Source organism: Mycobacterium lehmannii, assembly GCF_002245535.1.
Taxonomy (GTDB): Bacteria; Actinomycetota; Actinomycetes; order Mycobacteriales; family Mycobacteriaceae; genus Mycobacterium; species Mycobacterium lehmannii.
Window position 1 is genome coordinate 193580 of sequence record NZ_NKCN01000005.1, and the last position, 19982, is coordinate 213561.

A 19982-nucleotide genomic window follows, 5' to 3' on the forward strand; every position below is an offset into this window, starting at 1 on the left:
CAGACTGGTGCGGTGCTGCGCATTGGGCTGTCCGGCGGTATCGGCGCCGGAAAATCGACCGTGTCTTCGACGTTCAGTGATCTGGGCGGAATCGTCGTCGACGGTGACGTGATCGCCCGCGAGGTCGTCGAACCGGGGACCGAAGGGTTGGCCAAGCTCGTCGACGCGTTCGGCAGGGAGATCCTGCACGACGACGGCGCCTTGAACCGTCCCGCGCTGGCAGCGATCGCGTTCAGCGACGAACAGAAGCGTCAAACCCTCAACGGGATCGTGCATCCGCTGGTGGCCCACCGCCGGTCCGAGCTCATCGCGGCCGCGGCCGAGGACGCCGTGATCATCGAGGACATCCCGCTACTCGTCGAATCCGGTATGGCTCCGATGTTTCCGTTGGTGGTCATCGTCCACGCCGACGAGGAGGTGCGGGTGAGACGCCTTCTCGAGCACCGCGGCTTCACCGAAGAGGACGCCCGGGCGCGGATCGCCGCGCAGGCCACCGAGGAGCAGCGTCGTGCCGTTGCCGACGTCTGGCTCGACAACTCGGGCACCGCGGGTGAACTGGTCGAGAAGGCCCGCGCGCTGTGGCACGAGCGGATCCTGCCGTTCGCGCACAACCTGCACGAAAAGCAGCAGGCACACTCCAAGCCGGTCCTGGTGCCCTTCGACCCGAATTGGCCCGAGCAGGCGCGGCGCATCGTGGCTCGGCTCAACACCGCATGCGGGCACCGCGCCGTCCGCGTCGACCACGTCGGCTCCACGGCGGTGCCGGGGATGGACGCCAAGGACGTGATCGACGTCCAGGTGACGGTCGCCTCGCTCGCGGATGCCGATGAACTGGACGACGCGCTGACCGGCGCGGGTTACGTGCGCGGGCAGGCCACTGCGGGCGTCGCCAGGCCGGATGCCCGCAGCACGGTTGCCGAGTTCGATCATTCGAACGATGATGCGTTGTGGCACAAGCGTATTTACTGCTCGGCCGATCCGGGGCGGCCGACCAACGTTCACATCAGCGTCGACGGATGGCCGGGCCAGCAGTTCGCATTGCTGTTCGTGGACTGGATGCGTGCCAATCCCGGCGTCCAGGCCGACTACCTCGCGTTGAAGCGGCGCGTCGCCGAGGAGGGGCACGTACACACGGGCGCCTATGCCGACGCGAAGGAGCCCTGGTTCCTCGACGCCTACCGGCGTGCGTGGGAGTGGGCCGATGCCACCGGGTGGCGGCCGTGAGGCGTTACGTGAGGCGTTAAGCCTCGGGAGGCAACGGTGCGCTGACGTCGGGTGTCGGTGCGGTGGGGGCCCCGTCGATCGGCAGGTTCAGCGGGGCACCGCATTGCAGCACCCCGTACATCGGGTCGTCCTTGGGCCGCAGCAGGCGCGGCGCGATGAACTGGTCGGCCTTGGCCACGATCTGGTCGTCGACGAGGATCTCGCAGTGCAGGTTGGAGCCGTAGGGCCATTCGATGGAGATCTCCATGCCGGCCAGTTGGGGGTCGGCCAGCACCGTATTCACCTCGAACGTCTGACCGGGTAGCAGCGTGGGCTGCGCGCTGTTGACGTTCTGGTCGTCCATCTTGTACGCGACGACCGCGCCGCGGGAGGTGCCGTCCGCACGCGCTCGGTAGATCACGTTGTGCAGAACTTCGGGCGTCGGCTGCGCCTCGGTCTCGGCGCTCGGTTGGGCCGCGGCGCCACCTGGGAACAGAACCGAGCCCACGACCATCGCCGCGACCGTCGCGCCAGCGGTCCGGATGCGGGTTGTGGGGGACATGCGACGAGAGGATACCGGCCGTACCTGGGCAGACAAATTCGTAGCGGTAGCCATCGAAATCAAGATCGGTAAGTGCAGGTGGTTCGTTACCCGGGGGTCGGCTGGCAACGCGGGCACCACACCGATGTCCTTCCCGCGATGCGGCCGCGCGCGAGCCGGGTGCCGCAGCGGGGGCACGTCGGGTCGGGTCCGTCCCGGTTGCCGGTCAGCCACCGCGGCAGGTCGGGCACCCGTCCGTGGCGCACCGCGGTGTCCAGTACACGTCGCATCGCCACATGGAGGCGTTTGACATCGTCGTCGGTCAGGCTCGGCACCGGCAGTGACGGCGACAGGCGTGTGCGCCAGAGAATCTCGTCGACGAGCAGGTTTCCCAGCCCCGCGATCACCGCCTGATCCATCAGCGTCGGTTTCAGCCGTCCGCGCCGACCCCGCAGGACCTCGCGAAACGAGCGCAGGTCGAGGGACAGGGCGTCGGGCCCCTGCTCGCCGGTCACCTCGTCGATCTCCTCGTCGGAGGCCAGTAGCCACAGGCCACGGAGCTTGCGCAGGTCCGCGTACCGGAACTCGCCGCGGTCGAGCTCGATGACCAGCCGGACGTGCTTGGTGTCGTCGTCGCCGGGCGTGTAGAACGGCCTGCCGGTCATACCGCTGTGCACCAGCAACGCGGGGCCGTCGGTCGGCAGGATCAGCCATTTACCGTGCCGGCGAGGCTGTTCGAAGGTGCGGCCGGCCAGATTTCGGGCCAGCGAGCGTGCGGTGGTGTTGCGCAGCACTCCCGCATCGCGCACGTCGACGCGGCGGATGCGACGCCCCGGCAGCTCACGCGCCAGCTCCCTGCGAAAGCCCTCGACGTCGGGTAGTTCGGGCATGACTACTCATCGCGCCAGGTAAGCGGCATGCCCAGACCGCCGAGCCACCGGTTGAGGTCGTAGTCGTGCCTGGCCAGCCCGTCGATCGCGGCCGCCGCGGTCTGGACCGCCTGTTCTCCGGTCTCGGGCGCCAGCAGGTTGTGCCGGACCGCAGTGAGCAGTTCGTCGACGTCGTGGAGCTCGACGCCCCGGCCGGTGCGGACCGCCAGGTCGAGGTAGTGGTCTTCGGCGTGCCAGATCTTGGGGCCCGGTGCGTAGTGGCCCACGTCCAGGTAGTAGTCCTGGTCGAGCTCGTGACCTGCGTTGAAGTGGAACACCGTCGCGCGCAGCCGCAGCGAGGGCAGCAGCCAGGACTCCAGATAGTGGAACTGCGCCCGGCCCGGGGTCGGACGGGCCATGTAGAGGCCCCAGGGCTGGACCGTGTAGACGTCGACCGCCCGCACGATGCCCTTCGGGTCGGTGTTGGTGCGGGCGACGAGGTCGAACGTCTCGTGTTTGGGAGCGTGGATGAGAACAGGATAGGGCGCAGCGGGAATGAACTTGTCGGAGTACGCGCTTACCCTGAGTAGATTATGGCTTTCGCTACTGAACACCCCGTGCTCGCGCACTCGGAGTACCGCCCGGTCGATGCGATCGTGCGCACGGGCAACCGCTTCGAGGTGGTCAGCCCCTACTCACCGGCGGGCGACCAGCCGGCCGCCATCGACGAGCTGGAGCGCCGGATCAAGGCGGGGGAGCACGATGTGGTGCTGCTGGGTGCCACCGGCACCGGTAAGTCGGCGACGACGGCGTGGCTCATCGAGCGGGTCCAACGGCCGACGCTGGTGATGGAACCGAACAAGACGCTCGCCGCGCAGATGGCGAACGAACTGCGGGAGATGTTGCCGCACAACGCCGTCGAGTACTTCGTCTCGTACTACGACTACTACCAGCCCGAGGCGTACATCGCCCAGACCGACACCTACATCGAGAAGGACAGCTCGATCAATGACGACGTCGAGCGGCTGCGCCACTCGGCGACCTCGAGCCTGCTGTCCCGCCGCGACGTGGTCGTGGTCGCCTCGGTGTCCTGCATCTATGGTCTGGGCACACCGCAGTCCTACCTGGACCGCAGCGTCGAGCTCAAGATCGGTGACGAGGTGCCGCGCGACGCGCTGCTGCGGCTGCTCGTCGACGTGCAGTACACCCGCAACGACATGGCGTTCACCCGCGGCTCGTTCCGCGTGCGCGGGGACACCGTCGAGATCATCCCGTCCTACGAGGAGTTGGCGGTCCGCATCGAGTTCTTCGGCGACGAGATCGAGGAGCTGTACTACCTGCACCCGTTGACAGGAGACGTCGTCCGCAAGGTCGACTCGCTGCGGATCTTCCCGGCCACCCACTACGTCGCAGGCCCGGAGCGCATGGCACACGCGATCTCGACCATCGAACAGGAACTCGAGGAGCGGCTGGCCGAGCTCGAGGGCCAGGGCAAGCTGCTGGAGGCGCAGCGGCTGCGGATGCGCACCAACTACGACATCGAGATGATGCGCCAGGTCGGCTTCTGCTCGGGTATCGAGAACTATTCGCGTCACATCGACGCCAGGCCCGCTGGTTCCGCGCCCGCCACGCTGCTCGACTACTTCCCCGAGGACTTCATGCTCGTCATCGACGAGTCGCACGTGACGGTGCCGCAGATCGGCGGCATGTACGAAGGCGACATGTCGCGTAAGCGCAACCTGGTCGACTTCGGCTTCCGATTGCCCTCGGCCGTCGACAACCGGCCGCTCACCTGGGAGGAGTTCGCCGACCGCATCGGGCAGACCGTGTACCTGTCGGCGACGCCGGGACCGTACGAGCTCAGCCAGTCCGGCGGTGAGTTTGTCGAACAGGTCATCCGCCCAACGGGTTTGGTGGATCCCAAGGTGGTCGTGAAGCCGACGAAGGGGCAGATCGACGACTTGATCGGGGAGATCCGCACGCGCACCGAGCGTGACGAGCGGGTGCTCGTGACCACGTTGACCAAGAAGATGGCCGAGGACCTGACCGACTACCTGCTCGAGATGGGGATCAGGGTTCGCTACCTGCACTCCGAGGTGGACACGCTGCGTCGCGTCGAATTGCTGCGTCAACTGCGCCTCGGCGACTACGACGTGCTGGTCGGCATCAACCTGCTCCGCGAGGGTCTCGACCTGCCGGAGGTGTCGCTGGTCGCGATCCTCGACGCGGACAAGGAGGGGTTCCTGCGGTCGACCCGCAGCCTGATCCAGACCATCGGCCGCGCCGCCCGCAACGTGTCGGGCGAGGTGCACATGTACGCCGACAACATCACCGAATCGATGCGGGAAGCCATCGACGAGACCGAGCGCCGGCGTGCCAAGCAGATCGCCTACAACGAGGCCCACGGCATCGATCCGAAACCGTTGCGCAAGAAGATCGCCGACATTCTCGACCAGGTATATAGGGAGGCCAGCGACGATGAAGCCGTCGAGGTCGGTGGTTCGGGACGGAACGCCTCGCGGGGGCGCCGGGCGCAGGGCGAGCCCGGGCGGGCGGTCAGCGCAGGCATCATCGAGGGCCGTGACACCTCGAATATGCCGCGAGCCGAGTTGGCCGATCTGATCAGGGACCTGACTGAACAGATGATGGCCGCAGCGCGGGATCTGCAGTTCGAGTTGGCCGCGCGCATCCGCGACGAGATCCACGATCTGAAGAAGGAACTGCGCGGCATGGATGCCGCGGGTCTGAAGTAGTACGGACACCGTCGGGACCTTCGGCCCTAGTCCCGACCGGTCGCCTCGCGTACAAACGAAAGTATGAGTGACAGAGCGGATATCGAATCGCCAGTCCACGTCGACGTGACGACGCGCGGTGATCTTCCCGGCGCGGCCGACTACGCGCGGAGCAAGATCGACGACGTCAGCCGGTTCGCGCACCGACCGTTGACACATGCTCACGTGAAGCTGACGCGCCACGGCGACCCGGAACTGGAACGTCCGGTCATCGCGCAAGCCAATCTCGACGTCGACGGCCGACTGATCCGCGCGCAGGCTTCGGGCGACACCGCGCGCGATGCGATCGACCGCCTCGGGGAGCGCCTTCGAAGCCAGCTCCGGCGGGCCGCCGAGCACTGGCAGGCGCGCCGCGACGGCCGAACGGTACGAGCTCCGCAGGACACCGACGATTCCGCGCAGCAACCCAACCGCCTTGCCCTTCCGCCCGAGGAGCGCCAGATCGTGCGGCGCAAGTCGTTCACCCTGGCGCCGTGCACGGTGGACGAGGCGGCGATGGAGATGAACCTGCTCGACTACGACTTCCACTTGTTCACCGAGGAGCGCACTCAGATGGCGAGCGTCCTCTATAAGAGCGGTCCGTCCGAATACCGGCTGGCGCAGGTGCAACCGGCTTCGGAAGACGAACTGGCACCGTTTGAACTGCCGCTGGCGATCAGCCCCCACCCGCCGCCATTTCACACCGTCGAGCAGGCCGCCGAGCGGATGGGAATGCTCGGGCTGCCGTTCATGTTCTTCATCGACGCGGCGCAAGGTCGTGCAGCCGTGCTCTACCACCGCTACGACGGCCACTACGGGCTCATCACTCCTGCCGGCTGAGGTCGCCGCTTGACCTGAACGATGGTTGAGCTCGTAGCGTGTCCGGCGTGACCGACACCGCGCCGACGACCCCTGCGGGACGCTGGCGCGACCTGTTGGGGCCGAAGTATCTCGGCGCCAGCGCCGTCCTGGCCGGCGGCGTCGCGCTGTATGCCACCAACGAGTTCCTCACCATCAGCCTGATGCCCAGCGCGGTGGCCGACATCGGCGGTTACCGGCTGTACGCATGGGTGACGACGGTGTACCTGGTCGCTTCGGTGGTCGCGGCGACCACCGTGCACTCGACGTTGATGCGTTTCGGGCCGCGGGTGTCGTATCTGGGGGCGCTCAGCGTATTCGGTGTGGGCAGCCTGGCCTGCGCCGCGGCGCCCACGATGGAAGCCCTGCTTGTGGGGCGCACCGTGCAGGGGCTGGCGGGCGGGCTGCTGGCAGGGTTGGGCTATGCGGTGATCAATACGGCGTTGCCCGAGTGGTTGTGGACCAAGGCGTCGGCGTTGGTATCGGCGATGTGGGGCGTCGGGACGTTGCTGGGTCCCGCCGCCGGGGGTCTGTTCTCCCAGTATGGTTCGTGGCGTTGGGCTTTCGGTGCGCTGGCGATTCTGACCGTGGCCATCGGTGTATTGGTCCCGCTGGCGTTGCCCAGACGCACGGGCGCCGACGTCGATGCGCCGCGGACACCGATTCCCGTGTGGTCGTTGATGTTGTTGGGTGGTGCGGCATTGGCCGTCAGCGCGGCCGGTATCCCGCGCGATGTGTGGCTCACGGTCGCGTTGCTGGGCTTGGGCGCCGTCATGGTGGCGGTGTTCTTGTTCGTCGATCGGCGCCAACCCGCAGCGGTGTTGCCGCCCAGCACTTTCGGGCGCGGACCGCTGAAGTGGATTTATCTGACCCTCGCTGTGTTGATGGCCGCAACGATGGCGGACATGTACATCCCGCTGTTCGGTCAGCGACTGGCCGATCTCACGCCGGTCGCGGCGGGTTTTCTCGGGGCGGGCCTGGCGCTCGGTTGGACGGTCGGTGAGATCGGCAGTGCTTCGATGAGCGACCCGCGCGCGATCAAGCGCACGGTCGCCATCGCGCCGGCGGTGATGGCCACCGGTCTCGCCCTCACGGCGGTGGCCATGCGCGACGACGCATCGGCCGCCGCGGTAGCGGTCTGGGCGGTCGCGCTGATCGCGGCGGGCACCGGGATCGGGATCGCCTGGCCGCATTTGTCGGCATGGGCGATGAGCCGGGTAGATGACCCGTCCGAGGGACCCACTGCGGCTGCGGCGATCAACACCGTTCAGCTGATTTCCGGCGCCTTCGGAGCGGGGCTGGCCGGAGTGCTGGTGAACATGACCGACAGCGGCGACGCCACGCCGGCGCGGTGGCTGCTGGCGGCCTTCGCCGGGCTCGCCGCGGTGGGCCTGGTCGCGTCGACACGGAGCGGCCGGCCGCGCTGTGGGACCCGCTTTAGCCGAGGACGCCAAAGCGCACCTGACGGCCTCCGGCAGGCAAATTGACGTTTCCCAACCGAACTGTGCGACAGCTTTGTTCAGCGCACTCTCCACGGCTCTGCGCCGGGTTTGCTGCTGCGAAGTGAGCCACGCCGGGCGCAGGCGGGATCGTCGACAGGATCGTCGCGCGTATAGGATCGACGCGAGTCGGAACCGATAATTCATTGCAGTAGTGAGGGATTGGTCGTGAGCGTAAAGAAGGTCGGAGTGCAAGCGGGACTGGTCGGTGCACTGGCGTTCTCTGCCTTGGGCGTCGGAGCGGGTGTCGCCAACGCCGAGGAAGCGGCGCCCAGCACACCAAGCGTGACCTGGAAGCTCGACAAGTGGGATGACTGGGACGACTGGGACAAGCGTCGTGGTCCGCGCTGGGACGGCCCGGCCTACTACGGTCCGCATTACGGTGGGCCCTGCGCATGGGTGCCTCCCGCCGTCTCGATGTGGGTGCCGCCGGCCGCCTGCTAGGGGCCCCTGGCTCCGTCGCTCCACGACAACGGTTCAGCGGCGTGCACGCAGGCCGTCGGCGAACCGCAGATCGGACACCAGCGCGTCGAAGGCTTTCTCCCGATCCTCCGGTGGCCCGCGCAGCACCGACGACGGATGCACGGTCACGGCGACGTCGGGCGCGACGTCGAGTTCCTCGATCGCCGGGAGTTCCAGCTCCTCGCCGCGGTGTGCGGTCAGCCGAAACTTGCTGCCCAGCAGCGACTGTGCGGCGGTCGCACCCATCAGCACCAGCACCTCGGGTCTGACGGCATCCAGCTCGGCCAGCAGCCACGGTCGACATGCCACGACTTCCGTGCGGCCCGGAGTCTTGTGGATCCGCCGCTTGCCGCGTTCGGGCAGGGTGAACTTGAAGTGCTTGACCGCATTGGTCACGTACACCCGTTCACGGTCGATACCGGCCTGCACCAGCGCCTTGTCCAGCAGCTTGCCCGCGGGGCCGACGAACGGCCGTCCGGCCTTGTCCTCCTGATCGCCGGGCTGCTCGCCGACCAGCATCATGTCCGCGCTGGAGGAACCGCCGCCGAACACGACCTGCGTTGCGTCGAGGTACAGATCGCATCCCTTGCAACCGTGCGCGGCGTCGGCGAGCGCATCGAGCTCGCGGGTCTCGGGTACGAACTCCGCCGCGGTGTGGGCTGGCCTTGCGGGCATGGGAAACGGTTACCCGCTTATGCAGCCGCCACTCGCGCTACCGGGTCGACTTGACCACCTGCGCGAAGCTGAACTGCCAGCGCTCGACGACCCGGAAGCCCATTGCCTGCGGCACCCGGTACGCAGGTGCTCGGCGCAGACGCGGTCCCGGGTCGAGCGCGCGCCCGCTCTCCCGATCCGGGACGGTGGCGTCGCGTTGTGAGACCGTCCACAACACGGTGCAGGGCCGAAGCCGGTCGGCCACACCCCAAATCCCAAGATGGAAGTCCCACAAGCGGTTTCGGTCCGCTGCGCGGCGACCGCGGCCGGGGTCGACCAGGGCCGCGTACGCCTCGGGGCGCGCTGCCGTCAACGGGCGAATCGGGCCGGGCGCCCAGTTGGTGGTGTTGTCGAGGACCAGGCAATCGCCGGGGGAGGCGTTCGCCGTCAGGACGTCGGCCACCTGGCTGAAGTCCATGCCCTCCTTGGCGTAAGGGCCTCGCTGTTCGAGCAGATAGTTCGGCGTCGCCGCCATCGCCAGCACCGTCAGCACCACCGCGACGGCCTCGCGCGCTCTGGCGACCGCGGTGATGCCGACCGCCAACAGCAGCGCCAGCGCCGGCGAGGTGTAGCTCAGGTAGCGCGGGTAGTACACGGGCTCCCACCACACGGAGTACAGCAACAGCACTGCCGTCGGAAGCACGATCCACGCAGCGCTGATCGCCACCAGCGACCGGACGCCGCGATCCGTCGGCCGGAACCGTCGCATCGCGAGCAGCGCCAGCACCAGCCCCGCCGTGACCGCGAACGCCACGCTGTGGTCGAAGTACTGCTCCTGCACCACTTCTGCGACCGTGTGCCAGCCCGGCGGGGAGATCCACCGCACCTGGGCGACCTGCGTCCTGCTGAACGCCAGAAACGGGACCAGGACCGCGATCGCCACCGCGGCCGTCACGATCCACCGGCGCACGACCGCTCGCGGTGCCGCCACCGTGGTCAGCGTCACGGCGTGCACGAGCACCATCAGCACGACGAAGATGTTCAGCAGCGACGACCCGACCAGCGCCAGCCCGTAGCAGACCCACAGCCATCTGGCGTTGCGGCGGACCGCGAGCAGCAACAACACCGTCAGCCAGACCGCCGCGGCCACGGTCAGCGCATAGGACCTCGCCTCGATACCCGCCCACGTGACGCGGGGCAGGATCGCCAACACGATGCCCGCACATACGGCCGTCGTCCGCGAGGCGAAGCGGCGCGCCAGGACGACGACGGCGCCGCTCGCCAGCCCGACCGCGAGGCTGCTCGACAGCCGGGAGTAGAACTCGGTGACCGGAAACACCGCGAACCACCCGTGCATCAGCAGGTAGTACAGGCCGTGCACCGCGTCGATGTTGTGCAGCAGGCCCCAGAGTTGGGGAATCGACCGCGTCGAGGCCGAGATCGTGGCCGCCTCGTCGAACCACAGCGACGGCCGAGCCGCACCCGCCGCCGACACCGCGACCGCGAACAGTGCCGTCAGCGCGGCGTCGAACCGGCCGGCGCGAAGGGATCCCGACGGGTTGAGGCGCGCGAGGCGTTGCGGTCCCAGCGACAGATCCACGCCCTGTTACCCACCCTTCCCGCGAACGGCAAAACGCTAGCGTGCACCCTCGCGCAGCGCTTGCCGAAGCGGTATGAAAGTCACGACGACCGAGGTGCCGACGCCGCTGACGATCGCTTCGCGCGGCCGGGTGTAGGCGGCGTCACCTGGGCCGGTCCAGCGTGACGTTGGGTGCGAAGTAGGACGAAATCGCAGGCAAATGCCACCTGAGCGGCTACTGTTCCGGGTGGCAACGAACTGAAACTGGGAGGATATGGATGAGCGCCTATCAGACCGTCTTGGTTGGCACGGACGGATCGGACTCGTCGTTGCGCGCGGTCGAGAAAGCGGGTCAGATCGCCGGTGACGCCAAGCTGGTCATCGCCACGGCGTACTTCCCCCAGAACGAAGATCAGCGCGCGGCCGACGTGCTCAAGGACGAGGGCTACAAGATGTCCGGCAACGCGCCGATCTACGCGATCCTGCGCGAGGCGAAGGAACGCGCCCACCAGGCGGGTGCCACGAACGTCGAGGAGAAGGCCATCGTCGGCGCCCCCGTCGACGCGCTGGTCGAACTCGCCGAGGAGGTCAAGGCGGATCTGCTGGTCGTCGGTAACGTCGGCCTCTCCACAATCGCCGGCCGGTTGCTCGGTTCCGTTCCCGCCAACGTCGCACGCCGCTCCAAGAGCGACGTATTGATTGTGCACACCACGCCGTAACCACCACCAGCGCCGCCACGATCGTCCAGCCGCCCCACCGCTGATAGAGGGTCGTCCGCGCGTCCAGCGGGACGTCAACGACAGTGACTCCCCACTCGGCGGCCGGCATCCATGCCAGCTGGCGGCCCCGGGCGTCGAACGCCGAACTGACCCCCGACAACGCGGCGTGAACCGCGGGACGGCCTGTTTCGACCGCGTGTACGGCGGGCATCGCCGCCAGCTGCGGTTGCGCCCAACTGCCTTGGTATGACGACGTCGAACTCTGGTAGACGAGCAACTCCGCTCCCCGTCGGACCGCTGCCCGCGCGAGGTCGGAGAACATCGTCTCGAAGCTGATCAGCGGTCCGATCGCGACGACGTCGGTGCGCAGGACGACGGGCCCTTGCCCGCGGCGGCGATCCTCGCCCGCGGCCTGGGTGTTGGATGTGGCCCAGCCGATCAGGGGCCGCAGCGGCACGTATTCCCCGAAGGGGACCAGGCGCGTCTTCGCGTATGAGCCCTGCACACCGTCCGGTCCGACCAGCACCGACGACTTGTAGATGCCGCCCGATGCTCCCCGGGCGTCGACATTGACCAGCAGGTCCGCGCCGACGCGCCGCGAAAGGGCGGCGAGCCGCGCGGTGACGTCCGGGCGGGCCGCCAGGTCTACGCCCACACTGCTCTCGCCCCATACGACCAGGGCGAGTGGCTGCCCGGGCAGTTCCGAGGTCAGGGCCTCGCTCGCGGCCTGTCGCGCCGTGGATTCGGCGATGTCACCCGGTTGGACGAGCGCGATGCGGACCGTCGGGCCGGACGTAGGGGTCGGCCCCCACCAAAACCAGGCCGGACCCACCGCCAGAAGAACCACCGCGAGCACCGCCGGTGCCGCCGAACGCCGCACCAGGGCCGCGACAACCGCGGTGTTGACCGCCACCAGCAGGAAGCTGACGAGCCACACGCCGCCCACCGCGGCGGGCGCCAGCGTGGCGGGTTGATTCCACTGCGATGCGCCGAGGACGGCCCACGGCCCGCCGAGCCGGTCCCACGATCGGACCGCTTCCGCGAGCACCCACAGGCTGGGCAGTACCGCAACGGCGCTGACGCCTCGTGCGGCGGTGACGTCGCCGGAGAGCAGGCGGTGCGCCGCCCACCCGAAGGGCAGCCACAGCGCGCCGAGTCCGGCGGCGAGCACGAGCAGCGGGGGACCGGTACTCGGCCACAGCCAGTATTGGGTGACGCCGACGAACGCCGCCATCGCCAACCAGGCTCGCGCGGCGGACTGTCCAGCCGTCGGCGCCGCTCGGAGCACGAGCAGCAGCGGGACCAGCCCGATCCAGGCCAGCCACCACAGGGCAGGCGCCGGGAACGCAAGCGCGGGGAACGCGCCGGCGAGGACCGCCGACGCGTAGCCCCGCAGCGAGATCAGGTGCTCGACGCTTTAGCGATGCTCGCGATCGCCTGGTCGAGCGTGGAGTTGAACTCTTCGTCGCTCTGCTGGGCGGTCAGACCCTCGGTCAACGCGCGCGAGAAGCTCGCGATGACACCGATGTTGCGCGACAGCTTCTCGTTCGCCTCGTCGCGGCTGTAGCCGCCGGACAGCGCCACGACCCGCAGCACGTTCGGATGCTCGACCAGATCCTTGTACAGGTTGTCGGTGTCGGGCAGCGTGAGCTTGAGCATGACCTTCTTGTCGCCGAGCTTGCCGACACCGTCGAGCAGCGCGGCCTTGAGCTGCTCCTCGGCCTCGGCCTTCTTCGGGCTCTTGATGTCGACCTCGGGTTCGATGATCGGCACCAGGCCCTTGGCGAGGACCTGCTCGGCGACCTCGAACTGCTGGGCGACGACCGCGTCCAGACCGGCGCCGGGCAGCTTGATGACCGAACGCTCCTTGGTGCCGAAGACCCCGTTCGCCGCGGCGCGGTCGAGCAGGTCGTCGAGGCCGGGCATCGGCTTCATCGTCTGCGCGCCGTCCTGCTCGTCGTTGAGACCCTTGTCGATCTTGAGGAACGGAACGATGTTCTTGACGTTCCACAGGTAGTCGGCGGTCGGACGGCCCTCGATCTCGCGGTCCATCGTCTGCTCGAACAGGATGGTGCCCATGATGCGGTCGCCGTCGAAGGCGGGGCTGGTGATGATCCGGGTGCGCATCTCGTGCACGAGGTCGAACATCTGGTCGTCGCCGGAGTAGGCGTCCTCGGCGATCCCGTAGAGCTTCAGCGCCTTGGGGGTGCTGCCGCCGCTCTGGTCGAGTGCCGCGATGAACCCGGCGCCGCTCTGCGCCTTCTTCAACTGATCGGTGTTCATGTCTGCCCTTTCTTCGTCACCAGGCAATCTATCGAAGTTCGCACGGCCGAGCGTCAGATGGCCGCTCAACGTCCGGTCACTATCCCAAAAAGCGTTGAGAGTCGCGAAGTTGACGGTTTTCGCCGGGATCCACGTCATCTTTCCGACGCTCGGCGCGGGTGGTGGTGCGGATGACGCTGCGGCCCTCAGTGTCACCGCAAGATGCGGTCGAATTGCCTGATCGGATGAATTCCGTGCAGGTCGCGGTACGACGGCGGCTCGCGGTCTGCTGCGTCTTTGATGCCGTACTCCGTCGCCAGCTCCGCACCGATGAAGGTCTGGCCGCTCTTGTCCATCAGGTGTGGGTCGTTGAACAGTGCCCAGATCAGGTGTCCCGTGAACTCCGGCGTCTCGGTGTTGTCGAGCAGGTGAGCGAGCTTGTCGGGCGCGTTGCCGATCAGCTTCTTGAAGCGTTCGGTCAGCAGCACGCCCATCCAGATCGACGCCGTCGCGATGCCGAAGTCCTTGAAGTCGACCGCCATGTCGGCAGCCATCTTGTCGGTGCCCGCTTTGTGAACGCCGTAGGCGGGGCCGAACACGTAGTGGGCCGCACCGGGCGCGGAGGTGAACACCACCAGCCCGCGCCGCCGCGCGAGCATCAGCGGGGCCGCGTACACGGTCGTGACGTAACTGCTGCGCAGGCCGACCTCGAGGGTGTCGATGACGTTGACGGGCTCTTCCCAGAACCGGGTTCGGCCCATCATCTCCTCGCGGATGATCACCGCGTTGTTCACCAGGATGTCCAGCCGGCCCTGTTCCCGTCTGATCCGCTCGAACAAGGCCTTCGTCTGCTCGTCGTCGGCATGGTCGACGCGGACGGCGATTCCGGTGCCGCCTGCGGCCGTGACGAGTTCGGCGGTCTCGTGGATCGTGCCGTCGAGCACGGACTGGCCTGCGCGCTCGGTGCGCCCGGTGACATACACCGTGCAGCCGTGGTTGCCCAGCGCGTGCGCGATCCCGCGTCCGGCACCGCGGCTGGCACCTGTGACGACCGCGATCGGCGCGTCTACCAACCGCGTTCTTTCCACTGGGCCAGATGCGGCCGTTCCGTGCCGAGCGTGGTGTCGTCGCCGTGGCCCGGGTAGACCACTGTCGAGTCGTCGTAGACGTCGAACACGCGGCGGGTCACATCGCCCAGCAACTGGTCGAAAGCCCCGTCCTCCCACGTCTTGCCGACACCGCCCGGGAACAGGCAGTCGCCGGTGAACAGGTGGGTGGCCTCGTCGGCGCCGTCGAGCGCGAGCGCCACCGAACCGGGGGTGTGGCCCTGCAGATGGATGACGTCGAAGGACAGCTCGCCGATGTCGACTGTGTCGCCGTGGGCGAGGATCCGATCGGGTCGGACCGGCAGCGGTTCAGCGTCGAGTTGGTGCGCGGCCGTGGTCGCCCCGGTGACCTTGGCCACTTCCTCCAGCGCCTGCCAGTGGTCGAAGTGCTGGTGGCTCGTCACGATCAGCGCCAGTCTCGGCGCGTGCTTCTCGATCAGTTCGAGCAGGATCGGCGCGTCGTTGGCGGCGTCGATCAGCAGCGTTTCGCCGGTTCGGGAACACGTGACCAGGTAGGCGTTGTTGTCCATCGGGCCGACCGAGACCTTGACGATCGAGGCGCCTGGGAGCGTGCGCCGGGCCGCGGTTCCTGGCTCGACGTGGCCGGTGTAGTTGTCGTCGACGACGGTCATGTTCTTCACCGTATCCGCCTTGTCTGGGGCTTGTCGGTGGGTCCACATAGAGTGGTTTTGAACTATGTCTTCGGGAGGAACCGGGTGGCTGACCGCCTTGTCGTCAAGGGTGCGCGCGAGCACAACCTGCGAAGTGTCGATCTTGATTTACCACGCGACGCGCTGATCGTCTTCACCGGCCTCTCGGGTTCGGGGAAGTCGTCGCTGGCCTTCGACACGATTTTCGCGGAGGGCCAGCGCCGCTACGTCGAGTCGCTGTCGGCCTATGCCCGCCAGTTCCTCGGTCAGATGGACAAACCCGACGTCGACTTCATCGAGGGGTTGTCGCCCGCGGTGTCCATCGACCAGAAGTCGACCAACCGCAACCCGCGGTCGACGGTCGGCACCATCACCGAGGTGTACGACTACCTGCGGCTGCTGTATGCGCGCGCGGGCACCCCGCACTGCCCCATCTGCGGTGAGCGCATCGCCCGGCAGACGCCCCAGCAGATCGTCGATCAGGTGCTGGCCATGGACGAGGGGCTGCGTTTCCAGGTGCTCGCACCGGTGGTGCGCACCCGCAAAGGCGAGTTCGTCGACCTGTTCGACAAGCTGAACACGCAGGGCTACAGCCGCGTGCGCGTCGACGGCGTGGTGTATCCGCTCACCGATCCGCCGAAGCTCAAGAAGCAGGAGAAACACGACATCGAGGTGGTCGTCGACCGCCTGACGGTGAAGGCCAGCGCCAAGCAGCGGCTGACGGACTCGATCGAGACGGCGCTGAATCTGGCCGACGGCATCGTCGTGCTGGAGTTCGTCGACCGCGAGGACGACCATCCGCACCGCGAACAGCGGTTCTCCGAGAAGCTGGCCTGCCCCAACGGACATCCGCTGGCCGTCGACGATCTCGAGCCGCGCTCGTTCTCGTTCAACTCGCCCTACGGCGCCTGCCCCGAATGTCTGGGCCTGGGCATCCGCAAGGAGGTCGATCCGGAACTGGTGGTGCCGGACCCGGACCTGACCCTGGCCGAGGGGGCGATCGCGCCCTGGTCGATGGGGCAGACCGCGGAGTACTTCACCCGGATGCTGGCGGGCCTCGGTGACGCGCTCGGGTTCGATGTCAACACGCCGTGGAAGAAGCTGCCCGCCAAGGCGCGCCGGGCGATCCTCGAGGGCTGCGACGAGCAGGTGCACGTGCGGTACAAGAACCGTTACGGCCGAACCCGCTCGTACTACGCAGATTTCGAGGGCGTGATGGCGTTCCTGCAGCGCAGGATGGAGCAGACTGACTCCGAGCAGATGAAGGAGCGTTACGAGGGCTTCATGCGCGATGTGCCCTGCCCGGAGTGCGAGGGCACGCGGCTCAAGCCCGAAATCCTCGCGGTGACCCTGACCGCGGGGGAGTTCGGGCCGAAGTCCATCGCCGAGGTCGCCGAGCTGTCGATCGCCGAATGCTCGGAGTTTCTCAATGCGTTGACGCTGGGCGCACGCGAGCAGGCCATCGCGGGTCAGGTGCTCAAGGAGATCCAGTCGCGACTGGGCTTCCTGCTCGACGTCGGACTGGACTACCTGTCGCTGTCGCGGGCCGCCGCCACGCTGTCCGGCGGTGAGGCGCAACGTATCCGGCTCGCCACCCAGATCGGGTCGGGCCTCGTCGGGGTGCTCTACGTGCTCGACGAACCGTCGATCGGGCTGCACCAGCGCGACAATCGCCGGCTGATCGACACGCTCGTCCGGCTGCGGGATCTGGGTAACACGCTGATCGTCGTCGAGCACGACCTCGACACCATCGCCCATGCCGACTGGGTCGTCGACATCGGCCCCGCGGCGGGCGAGCACGGCGGCCAGATCGTGCACAGCGGACCTTACGAGGAGTTGTTGAAGAACCCGGAATCGCTTACCGGAGCTTATCTTTCGGGTAAGGAAGAGATCGAGGTGCCGGCGATCCGGCGGCCGGTCGACAAGAAGCGGCTGCTGACGGTCGTCGGGGCCCGCGAGCACAACCTGCGCGAGATCGACGTGTCCTTTCCCCTCGGCGTGCTGACCGCGGTCACCGGTGTTTCGGGCTCGGGTAAGTCCACGTTGGTCAACGACATCCTGGCATCGGTGCTGGCGAACAAGCTCAACGGTGCCCGGCAGGTGCCGGGCCGCCACACCCGGGTGACGGGGCTCGACAAGCTGGACAAACTCGTCCGGGTCGACCAATCCCCGATCGGCCGCACACCGCGCTCCAACCCCGCCACCTACACCGGCGTCTTCGACAAGATCCGCACGCTGTTCGCGGCCACCACCGAGGCCAAGGTGCGCGGGTATCAACCGGGGCGTTTCTCGTTCAACGTCAAGGGCGGTCGCTGCGAGGCGTGTTCCGGCGACGGCACCATCAAGATCGAGATGAACTTCCTTCCCGACGTGTACGTGCCGTGCGAGGTGTGCCACGGCGCCCGGTACAACCGCGAGACGCTCGAGGTGCACTACAAGGGCAAGACCATCGCCGAGGTCCTCGACATGTCGATCGAGGAGGCGTCGGAGTTCTTCGCCCCGATCACCTCGATACACCGGTACCTGAAGACGCTCGTCGATGTCGGTCTGGGCTACGTGCGGCTGGGCCAGCCGGCCCCGACGCTGTCCGGTGGTGAGGCCCAGCGCGTGAAGCTGGCCTCCGAGCTGCAGAAGCGGTCGACCGGACGCACGGTGTACATCCTCGACGAGCCGACCACCGGCCTGCACTTCGAGGACATCCGCAAGTTGCTCAAGGTCATCAACGGGCTTGTCGACAAGGGCAATACGGTCATCGTCATCGAGCACAACCTCGACGTCATCAAGACATCGGACTGGATCGTCGACATGGGCCCGGAAGGCGGCGCAGGAGGCGGCACCCTGGTCGCGTCCGGAACGCCGGAGGACGTCGCCGCCAACACCGACAGCTACACGGGCCACTTCCTCGCCGAGTGTCTGGGCGTTGCACGGCCGAAACCCAAGGCGCGCAACGCCAAACGTACCAAGGTCAGCGCCTGACAGCCCGTCGAAACTGAGCTTGTGTTCGAGATTTCCGCGGCCATCTCGTGCAGATCTTCAGCTTCGGGGCTAAGCCTTCGACAGCGGCGACGGAAACCGCGGGCTGATCCGTACACCGTCGAGCCACTCGGTCAGCTGGTCGGCGCGCTCGCGCAGTCGGGTCTGTGCCGAGCGACCCACGTCCTCGAGCAGCCGCAGCTCGACCCGACCGGCATCGTCCTGACCCCAGGCCCCGACGATCCTGCCGTCGCACCATGCCGTGGGACCGCCGTTGCCGTTCCGGTCGAACACCTGCGCCCGGTGCGGTCCGAGGTACCAGTCGCGGTCGAACCAGCCCATCGTCGTGACGTCCAGTCCGGGCAGAAGTGCACACCACGGTTCGGGTTCGGGTTCGGCGTCGACATCGTCGGGTAGGACGAAGCCCGGTGTGCCGTCGAGGTCGACCTCCACGGCGCCGATGTCGCGCAACGCCTCTCGCGCCCAGGTCAACGTGTTGCCGAACCACCACTTGATGTCGGTCACGGTGGCGGGGCCGAATGCGGAAAGCCAGCGGCGCACGACCTCGGAGCGGGCCGCCTGCGGGTCGGCGACACCGGCGGTGCCGATCCACTCGGCGGTGGCGACCCAACGGGGTCGCGACGTCGTCCACTTCCCGTCGTTGGGGCCGCGCATGATGTCGCCGCGCACCGCCAGCACGGTCAGGACGCGCGGTGCCAACGGGGTCTTGCCGCCCCACCGCTTACCAGGGGCCGGATCCCACGACCCTGCCAACTCCGGCAGCGCCTCGCGCAGATCCTTCGCACTCATCGCCCCATGCTCACTCAGATGCGTGAGGACCGCCGTGCGGGCCGCGTCGAGCCACGCGTCGCCATCGGTGCAGACACCGGCCTTCTGCGCGTCGGCGATGAGCCGGCGACGCTCGGTGTCGGCGACCCGATCGCTTGCCGCGGACTGGATCAGCGGCATGTCGCCGGCGTGGACGGTCCACAGCGTCCTGCGCATCGCGAGATGTTTGACCAGCGAGCGCCGCTCGTAGAGTTCGGCGTCCAGATCGGCGACGCCGAACTCCGCCAGCCGTGCCCACAGCGACAGGTAGGGGGTCGCCGGATCGGTCGCATGCAGCCCGAGCACACCGTCGACGACGCCGCCGACGGAGTCCGCAGGCGCACAGAGGAAGTGCCGACGGGCCAGCCGCGCCCGCCGTTCGTCGGCCGTGAATCTGCGCATCGCCTGCGAACCGTACCGGTGCGCGCCGACAGAAGTTTGGGATCGGTAGCGACCGGTGCGGTTTTGACTTACCGCCATGACGGGCGCCATCGGGGCGACGTCCCAACGAAGGGTAGATCGATGAATCGCGTTGTTGTGGGTCTGATCGGACTGGTCGCCGGCGCCACAGTGCTGGTGGGCTGTTCGGACGACAAGGGAAGTGCCCCCGCGGCCAGCGCGGCGGGCGTGAGCAGCGGCGGCAGCACGGAGGTGAAGGTCGACGGCAAGGATCTCGAGGGCCTGGACCTCAACACCGTCACCTGCGTGAAGCAGGGCGGTCGGATCAACGTCGCCAGCGGCGCGATCGGCGGCCAGCAGGGCCTGGGCATCGTGATGAGCGATGAGGCGAATCCGAGGGTGGAGTCGCTGGGCATGGTGGTCGACGGAAACGCCCTCGCGGTCAGCAACACCATGGGAGCCAAGGTCGGTTCGGCCGAGGTGAAGGTCGACGGGGACACCTACACCATCACCGGCGAAGCGGCGGGAGCCGACATCTCGAACCCGATGGCAGGGTCGATCACCAAGCCGTTCACCGTCAAGGTCAACTGCAGTTGAGCGATCCACCTC

At 67.7% G+C, this 19982-nt stretch carries 17 protein-coding genes and 1 pseudogene; 8 read left to right on the forward strand and 10 right to left on the reverse strand.

Annotated features, from left to right (window positions below):
* The first annotated feature begins 12 nt into the window (after positions 1-12).
* On the forward strand, positions 13-1224 hold the full coding sequence (gene coaE / locus CEX87_RS08585) for a dephospho-CoA kinase (RefSeq protein WP_064419756.1): 1212 nt from the start codon (positions 13-15) through the stop codon (positions 1222-1224).
* Positions 1225-1240: 16 nt separating this feature from the next.
* Here coaE and CEX87_RS08590 read toward each other — a convergent pair whose 3' ends face one another.
* From CEX87_RS08590 to CEX87_RS08600, 3 genes are all read right to left on the reverse strand, one after another.
* On the reverse strand, positions 1241-1765 hold the full coding sequence (locus CEX87_RS08590; protein ID WP_064419755.1) for a hypothetical protein: 525 nt from the start codon (positions 1763-1765) through the stop codon (positions 1241-1243).
* A gap of 86 nt (positions 1766-1851) precedes the next feature.
* A complete protein-coding gene (locus CEX87_RS08595) occupies positions 1852-2634 on the reverse strand; it encodes an Fpg/Nei family DNA glycosylase (RefSeq protein ID WP_094286699.1) in 783 nt (260 codons plus the stop codon).
* A gap of 2 nt (positions 2635-2636) precedes the next feature.
* Complete coding sequence (locus CEX87_RS08600; RefSeq protein WP_174523675.1) at positions 2637-3143, reverse strand: ribonuclease FAU-1 family protein; 507 nt, start codon at positions 3141-3143, stop codon at positions 2637-2639.
* A 63-nt stretch (positions 3144-3206) separates the two neighbouring features.
* Between CEX87_RS08600 and uvrB the strand changes: the two genes are divergently transcribed.
* From uvrB to CEX87_RS08620, 4 genes are all read left to right on the forward strand, one after another.
* Positions 3207-5366 (forward strand): excinuclease ABC subunit UvrB, encoded by a 2160-nt coding sequence (gene uvrB, locus CEX87_RS08605; RefSeq protein WP_064419754.1) that lies wholly within the window; start codon positions 3207-3209, stop codon positions 5364-5366.
* Positions 5367-5429: 63 nt separating this feature from the next.
* Positions 5430-6224, forward strand: a complete 795-nt coding sequence (locus tag CEX87_RS08610; RefSeq protein WP_094286701.1) for a ribosome hibernation promotion factor — start codon at positions 5430-5432, stop codon at positions 6222-6224.
* A gap of 47 nt (positions 6225-6271) precedes the next feature.
* Positions 6272-7729, forward strand: a complete 1458-nt coding sequence (locus CEX87_RS08615) for an MFS transporter (protein ID WP_094286703.1) — start codon at positions 6272-6274, stop codon at positions 7727-7729.
* 180 nt (positions 7730-7909) lie between these two features.
* Positions 7910-8185 (forward strand): hypothetical protein, encoded by a 276-nt coding sequence (locus tag CEX87_RS08620; RefSeq protein ID WP_094286705.1) that lies wholly within the window; start codon positions 7910-7912, stop codon positions 8183-8185.
* Positions 8186-8218: 33 nt separating this feature from the next.
* Here the strand turns inward: CEX87_RS08620 and CEX87_RS08625 are convergent, their stop codons facing one another.
* Complete coding sequence (locus tag CEX87_RS08625) at positions 8219-8878, reverse strand: UdgX family uracil-DNA binding protein (protein ID WP_094286707.1); 660 nt, start codon at positions 8876-8878, stop codon at positions 8219-8221.
* Between the two features lie 37 nt (positions 8879-8915).
* Positions 8916-10457 carry a glycosyltransferase family 39 protein gene (locus tag CEX87_RS08630; protein WP_233151316.1) on the reverse strand — a complete coding sequence of 514 codons (1542 nt, stop codon included), beginning with the start codon at positions 10455-10457 and terminating at the stop codon, positions 8916-8918.
* A gap of 257 nt (positions 10458-10714) precedes the next feature.
* On the opposite strand from CEX87_RS08630, the gene CEX87_RS27490 reads away from it, so the two are divergent.
* The gene (locus CEX87_RS27490) at positions 10715-11155 is read left to right on the forward strand and encodes a universal stress protein (RefSeq protein WP_064395689.1); all 441 of its coding nucleotides are present in this window, start codon (positions 10715-10717) and stop codon (positions 11153-11155) included.
* Here the strand turns inward: CEX87_RS27490 and lnt are convergent.
* From lnt to CEX87_RS08655, 4 genes and pseudogenes are all read right to left on the reverse strand, one after another.
* Positions 11109-12560, reverse strand: a pseudogene (lnt, locus tag CEX87_RS08640) (apolipoprotein N-acyltransferase); the annotation flags it as partial. The gene CEX87_RS27490 and the pseudogene lnt sit on opposite strands and share 47 nt — an antisense overlap.
* A complete protein-coding gene (locus CEX87_RS08645) occupies positions 12557-13438 on the reverse strand; it encodes a fructose bisphosphate aldolase (RefSeq protein ID WP_064426702.1) in 882 nt (293 codons plus the stop codon). The pseudogene lnt and the gene CEX87_RS08645, both read right to left, overlap by 4 nt.
* A gap of 191 nt (positions 13439-13629) precedes the next feature.
* A complete protein-coding gene (locus CEX87_RS08650; RefSeq protein ID WP_094286709.1) occupies positions 13630-14490 on the reverse strand; it encodes an SDR family NAD(P)-dependent oxidoreductase in 861 nt (286 codons plus the stop codon).
* On the reverse strand, positions 14484-15155 hold the full coding sequence (locus CEX87_RS08655; RefSeq protein WP_094286784.1) for an MBL fold metallo-hydrolase: 672 nt from the start codon (positions 15153-15155) through the stop codon (positions 14484-14486). Before CEX87_RS08655 ends, CEX87_RS08650 begins: the two co-directional genes overlap by 7 nt.
* Positions 15156-15239: 84 nt before the next feature.
* Between CEX87_RS08655 and uvrA the strand changes: the two genes are divergently transcribed.
* Positions 15240-18149 (forward strand): excinuclease ABC subunit UvrA, encoded by a 2910-nt coding sequence (gene uvrA, locus CEX87_RS08660; protein ID WP_064395687.1) that lies wholly within the window; start codon positions 15240-15242, stop codon positions 18147-18149.
* Between the two features lie 69 nt (positions 18150-18218).
* Here uvrA and CEX87_RS08665 read toward each other — a convergent pair whose 3' ends face one another.
* Positions 18219-19376 (reverse strand): winged helix DNA-binding domain-containing protein, encoded by a 1158-nt coding sequence (locus CEX87_RS08665; protein WP_094286786.1) that lies wholly within the window; start codon positions 19374-19376, stop codon positions 18219-18221.
* Positions 19377-19496: 120 nt separating this feature from the next.
* On the opposite strand from CEX87_RS08665, the gene CEX87_RS08670 reads away from it, so the two are divergent.
* Complete coding sequence (locus CEX87_RS08670; protein WP_094286711.1) at positions 19497-19970, forward strand: lipoprotein LpqH; 474 nt, start codon at positions 19497-19499, stop codon at positions 19968-19970.
* The last annotated feature ends 12 nt before the right edge of the window (positions 19971-19982 follow it).